Source organism: Methylobacterium sp. AC690 (assembly GCF_979256535.1).
The window spans coordinates 1-5141 of the sequence record NZ_CEEDOX010000045.1; the positions used below are offsets into that span (position 1 = coordinate 1).

Consider the following 5141-nt stretch of genomic DNA (forward strand, 5'->3'; position numbering starts at 1 on the left):
AAGGCCGGATACGTTTATGCAGACTGCTCAGACCAGCGGATCATAAGCCACTTGCGGACGGGGCGGGCCATACGTTTTTGGCCGGGACAGACGCGCTGTCCAAGCAAGCTCGGCTCCAGTCGATCTCACCCGCCGCGTGCAGGCGCTCCAGGAGTACGTGATGCAGGTGGCTCCATACGCCAGCCGCTTGCCAATCCCGCAGCCGCCGCCAGCAACTCATGCCGGAGCCGCAGCCCATCTCGGCCGGCAGCATCTCCCACGGCAGCCCCGAGCGCAGCACGAACAGGATGCCCGTCAGAGCCGCCCGGTTCTCGATCGGACGACGCCCGCCCTTCGGACGCGGCCGAGGCGGCGGGCGGAGCGGAGCGATCTCGTCCCAGAGATCAGCGGGGAGAAGCGGTCTGGCCATGCCAGACCAACGCTCAACATCCGGCCCGGTGCCGTTCTGTTAGGCGCTCTAAATCATCTCTGGTTACATGCTAGGCATTGCCGCCTATCAGGTTATGGCAGCGGATGCGTCTGCCGCCGGTCCAGAGAGCCAAACGGGTGGTGTGGGCGAGGTGTTCGGCAAGCAGAGTGGCTATGAATTGAGGGGCGCGGGGGGCACGGCCTGACATGCCTCCTCCCAGGGCTTCTCCAGGATGGGCTTGTAAGTCGCCCTGGGGCCGGCGAGGAACAGGGATGCGCGGGTGGTCAATGTCCTTCCTCTGCCCAACTTTAATCACGCGCCCGCCCCGGCGGTTCGAGAAGATCTGCTGGGTCTCGCCCTCGACGGGGACTCGCGGCGGCCGGGCGATGTAGGCGGCCCTGGACTGCCCGTGGAGGGTGATCATGCCCTTGTAGACGCCCCAGCGGCTGGACGTGCTGGCCCGCCCCTTGGCCTTGTTGCCAGCCACCTCGCGGGACAGGCGTGCCATGAATCCCCGGGGCACGCCTCCGTACGCGGTCGGGCTGACGCCCTGCGTCAGGGTAATGTTCTGCCACCAGGGGATCAGGATCTGGTCCTGCGCCAGGCCGACGTCGCCGGGCAGGCGCGTGTTGTCCTGCACGCCGAACAGGTACTTCAGGTAGGTCGACTGCTTCGGCATCACCTCGACCGAGGCCCATACGCCGTCGCCGGCATCGTTGCGCTCGATTAAGTTCAGGCCGACGACACCCGACCTCGTGTATTTGACCGCGCTCTGCGTCCACGGGGTGTTCCGCTTGAGCGTCTTGTGGAACTGCTGGCGGATGTTGACGACGGCGGCCTTGGCGGTCTCGTCCATGGCCCAGCCGGCGGCGCACCGGTACTTGGCGATGCCGACGGTCGAGACGAAGCGGTCGCGCCAATCCTCGATGAGGGGCCCGACGTCGGAGGCGATGCGGACTTTGAAGGGGAAGGCCATGCCCGGCATCGTGCCCGGCCGGGCGTGACCCGTTCCAGGCTACGCGGGCGCCGGGGCGTGGCCCTCCTCCGACACGACAACGCCCGCCGGGCCTGACGGCACGCAGCGGGCGTCGGTTGCAGTCTGAGGTGCAGAGCAGCGAACGGGCACAGTATACGTCCGTCCCTCGACAGCGACAACAGCGGGCGGCACCTCGGACGGTGCACTCCACGCGTCAATAGACCCGGTCGAACCGTGACACTTTCCGGCGGGGTCCTTAGAGGCCTTCTTCGGCCGGCCGCGCTTCGGCTTCGGGATCGCCTTGCCGATGGCGGCCACGGCCTGCGCCTCGCGGATCGCCTTCCGGACCTGCGACACGCTCGGCCCCTCCTCGGCGGCGATGGCGACGAGCGTCATGCCGGCCTCGCGCTTGGCGATGGCGCGCAGCCCGAGCGCGAGCCGGGCGGCCTGCGCATCGGCTCGCGGCGTGGCGCCGGCGACGGCACGGCGGTCCTGGGAGCGCTGGGCCTCGCGGTCGCGACGCACCGCGTCGTTGACCAAGATGCGGAGGTTCAGCCTGTCCATCTCCCCGCGGGTGACGGCGTGAGCCTCAACGAGCTTTGCGGGATTCGACTTGTAGCGGGCGTCCGAGCGGCCGGTCGCGTAGGCATCGGTGCGTCCTTGGGCGGCCCGGCGGGCCCGCTGCAGGAGAGAGCCCATCATGCCCCGGGCTTCGCGGGCCTTCAGGCCGCACAGCGCCGCCAGCCGGTCGACCTCGGCCGAGAGCTCCTCGGGGGTCATGTACCAGGCCGCGGCGGTGCATAGGTCGAACAGCCACGCGTCACGGCTCCCGTTCGGCACGCCGCCGAACCGGAATCGGGCCTCGAACAAGCGGCTCAAGTCACGGTGCACGGTCCGGTGGAGCGTCACGAGGGTGTAGGGCGGGCGCTTGATCGGCTCCCCGGCAGCGGCGGCGGCGGCCCTGCGCTCGACCTTCGCCTTGGCCTTGGCGGCCCGCTTGGCGGCCTGGCCCTTGAGGTGGATCGCGACCTGCTTCGGCGTGTACTTCAGCAGCGCCTCGCGCAGGGGGGTGAACCCATGGCGCGGGATCTCGTCGACGTATTGAGGGTAGACGACCTCGACGAGGCGCTCGACCCCGGTCTTCCGGTCCTTCCTCGTGCGCCCGGCGACGCTGAACGTCATCGTGCAGGCGCGGGCCCGGGGGTCGCTGCCCATGTCCAGGAAGTGGACGTGCAGGCTCCGCTGCATCGCCCGCCACACCGTCAGGGCGGCCGGCTTCTGACGCTCGTGGAGCCAAACCGCGAGACACCCTCGGCCGCTCGCAATGATGTAGGACGGCATCGGGACGCCGCGCTCGTAGCAGCGGTCCAGGATCAGCGGCACCATGGTCCGGGCGGTCGCATGGACGTATTCGGCGACATTGTAGAAGTCGAGGTCGACCCAGCAGGCGTTGAGGCCGGCCAGGTTCCAGGTCGGCTTCCGGGGCTTCTCGCGGTGGTCCTCGCCCTCGCGCTTCCGGAAGACGTTCATGGTGATGCCGCGGGCCCGGAGACGGTCGACGGCCTCGCCGAGTTCTGCCCCGTCGGCGCCGGTCGCTTTGGTGCGCCACTGCGGTTTGCCCTCCTCGTCGAGCTCCGGGAGCAGGACGGAATGGGTCAGGACCGCGATGCCCCGCGTGTCCGTCGGGTGCAGGAGCGTCGCATAGCGCGAGTACCGCATGGCGTATGTTGTGGGGCGCTCGATGAAGCGCACGTCGTCGGGCGGGCCGGGATCGGCCACGGGTGCCCCGTCAAGGGGCGACGCTTCAAGTTACACGTTCGCTGCTCTCCGGCTACTGCCGGCCCGCGAGGCACCTCTACCCGCGACCCGGCAACTCGATGTGACGCCATGCTGCCTCGCGTCGTTGAAAACGGCAAGGCCCGGAAAGGACGGGTGTTACGTTTCGACCGGGTCAATAAGGATGTAGCCCACAAGGGCTACCTGTAGGGTTCGGGGCAAAGGTTCCGCCACTCCGGGACCAACGGGCTTACGCGATGGCCCTCGGCGCCTATCCGACGCGCCGCCACTGACGGACCCTTCCCGACGTCGCCACACGTCGGGAACCCGCCATCGTGAAAGCCTCTCAGTCCGTAGACATCCGCCACGCCGAGATCGGCACCCGTCCGATCCCCGCTGCAGGCCCCCGTGGGCTAGCCTGGGTCTGGGCCGGGACCGTGAGGCGCACCCACCCCAGGAAGGGCCCGGAGCGCCTTCGCTACGCCACCGTCCGGAACTTCTCGCGCTACCCCGGCCCCGGTGCTGCGCGAGCTCGCCAAGCGCCTCCCGCGCCGTCTCCGGGGCGCGTGACGCCATGCAGCGCGGCAACCCGCACAACGTCCGGGCCCACGTCACCGACCACGCTGTCCGCCGGTACGCCGAGCGGGCTCTGCAGGAGACGGTCGACGCCACGGTCGAAGACGACGACGCCATCGTGGAACTCCGCCGTCGCAAGGTGCCCATCGGCGCGATCCGCCGGCGCCTCGCTATCGCCGGCGGCCTAGGGGTCGCCAACGGGGCCTGCGCCGTCGTCACGGAGGGCCTCAAGCTCGTCATCGCCGACCGGTCCGTCGTGACCGTGCTGGCGAAGAAGTGGCGCCAGGACGCCGCCCCGGCCGGCCCGTCATCCCCGGTCCCGCCCCGCCCCCGGATCATCCTCAAAGTGGGAGCCGGCGCATGACCGAGCCCAAGCCCTTCACCTTCGACGCGTGCGCCGACGCCGAGGCCTGCCGGGCCGGCATCCGCCTGCTCCTCGCCCCCGGCAAGGACTGGTCCGAGGTCCACTGCGGCCGCTGCGGGCGCCAGGGCATCGTCCGCCACGCCGACCTCGCCCCGGCCCCTGCGCCCGTCCCGGAGGCCATCCCGGCACGTGCCGAAGCCGAATCCGAGGTCGAGTCGGGGGTGGAGTCAGATTCGATTTCGGCTCCGGTTCCGGCCCCCAAGGGAGGCCGGTCGTGACACGCTACGGCCTCCCCATGGGCGGGTACCACCAGCGTCGCGAGGCCGAATGGGTCGGCGCCCTGGTGCTGATGGGCGTCGCCGTCGCGCTGCTCCTGCCCGGCGCCACGTTCAGCCGTCCGACGTTCGACGCCTTCTCGTCCCTCGCCCCCGAGGGCACCTGAGGCGCCACGCTCCTCGGGGTCGCCGTGGTCCGGATGATCGGGCTGTGGGTCAACGGCTCGAAGCGCCACAGCCCCTCGCTCCGTCTCGTCACCGCCGCCGTCGGCGCATGCGTCTGGTCGGCCCTCGCCTGGCTCCTCGCCCAGGACGGCTACCCCGGCTGGAACACCGGCGTCGGGGCCTAGGGCGTCCTCGCCATGGTCGACGCCTACTGCGCCGTCCGGGCGGTGTGGGACCAAGGCACCAACGACGCGCGGGCCGCCATCCTGCGGAGGGCCGCCCGTTGATCGACCTGCTCACTAGCTTCGTCAGCCTGCCGGCCGACGCCCTCAAGGCCATCGGGACCGTCGCCGTCGGCGGCCTGCTCGCCGCGGCCACCTACGTCATCGCCCGCTTTAAGGAGGCCCGCGGGCCGCCCGAGGTCGCCCTCGGCCTTCCCCGCGTCGCCCTCGACCCGCTCGACCGCGACCTCGGCTTCACCATCGTCCGCACCGGGACCGACCTGACGCGGGCCTTGAACGCCCACGGCGACCTGCTCCGACAGGTGTTCCCGGTTCCACACCCCCCCCCCCCCCCCCCCCCCCCGCCCGTGGGGCCCCC

6 protein-coding genes and 2 pseudogenes are annotated in these 5141 nt (G+C 70.6%); 5 read left to right on the top strand and 3 right to left on the bottom strand.

Features of this window, described 5'->3' with window-relative positions:
- Window positions 1-76: 76 nt before the first annotated feature.
- The 3 genes and pseudogenes from AC0IY1_RS25180 to AC0IY1_RS25190 form a co-directional block, all read right to left on the bottom strand.
- Window positions 77-409: pseudogene (locus tag AC0IY1_RS25180) on the bottom strand (transposase); the annotation flags it as partial.
- Between the two features lie 70 nt (window positions 410-479).
- Window positions 480-1385 (bottom strand): hypothetical protein, encoded by a 906-nt coding sequence (locus AC0IY1_RS25185; RefSeq protein WP_471773303.1) that lies wholly within the window; start codon window positions 1383-1385, stop codon window positions 480-482.
- A gap of 39 nt (window positions 1386-1424) precedes the next feature.
- Complete coding sequence (locus tag AC0IY1_RS25190; protein WP_471773304.1) at window positions 1425-3164, bottom strand: hypothetical protein; 1740 nt, start codon at window positions 3162-3164, stop codon at window positions 1425-1427.
- 571 nt (window positions 3165-3735) lie between these two features.
- Here AC0IY1_RS25190 and AC0IY1_RS25195 point away from each other — a divergent pair.
- The 5 genes and pseudogenes from AC0IY1_RS25195 to AC0IY1_RS25215 form a co-directional block, all read left to right on the top strand.
- Window positions 3736-4101, top strand: coding sequence for a hypothetical protein (locus AC0IY1_RS25195; RefSeq protein WP_471773305.1), 366 nt, complete (start codon window positions 3736-3738; stop codon window positions 4099-4101).
- The gene (locus tag AC0IY1_RS25200; RefSeq protein WP_471773307.1) at window positions 4098-4379 is read left to right on the top strand and encodes a hypothetical protein; all 282 of its coding nucleotides are present in this window, start codon (window positions 4098-4100) and stop codon (window positions 4377-4379) included. The genes AC0IY1_RS25195 and AC0IY1_RS25200 overlap by 4 nt, the downstream gene beginning before the upstream one ends.
- A complete protein-coding gene (locus AC0IY1_RS25205) occupies window positions 4376-4543 on the top strand; it encodes a hypothetical protein (RefSeq protein ID WP_471773309.1) in 168 nt (55 codons plus the stop codon). Before AC0IY1_RS25200 ends, AC0IY1_RS25205 begins: the two co-directional genes overlap by 4 nt.
- Window positions 4544-4576: 33 nt before the next feature.
- A complete protein-coding gene (locus tag AC0IY1_RS25210) occupies window positions 4577-4726 on the top strand; it encodes a hypothetical protein (RefSeq protein WP_471773310.1) in 150 nt (49 codons plus the stop codon).
- 98 nt (window positions 4727-4824) lie between these two features.
- A pseudogene (locus tag AC0IY1_RS25215) lies at window positions 4825-5141 on the top strand (hypothetical protein); the annotation flags it as partial.

What these genes read in the sequence shown, in the direction of transcription:
- AC0IY1_RS25185 (WP_471773303.1), bottom strand. Translation starts at nt 1,385, where the DNA reads ATGGCCTTCCCCTTCAAAGTCCGCATCGCCTCCGACGTCGGGCCCCTC.
- AC0IY1_RS25195 (WP_471773305.1), top strand. Translation starts at nt 3,736, where the DNA reads ATGCAGCGCGGCAACCCGCACAACGTCCGGGCCCACGTCACCGACCAC.
- AC0IY1_RS25200 (WP_471773307.1), top strand. Translation starts at nt 4,098, where the DNA reads ATGACCGAGCCCAAGCCCTTCACCTTCGACGCGTGCGCCGACGCCGAG.
- AC0IY1_RS25210 (WP_471773310.1), top strand. Translation starts at nt 4,577, where the DNA reads ATGATCGGGCTGTGGGTCAACGGCTCGAAGCGCCACAGCCCCTCGCTC.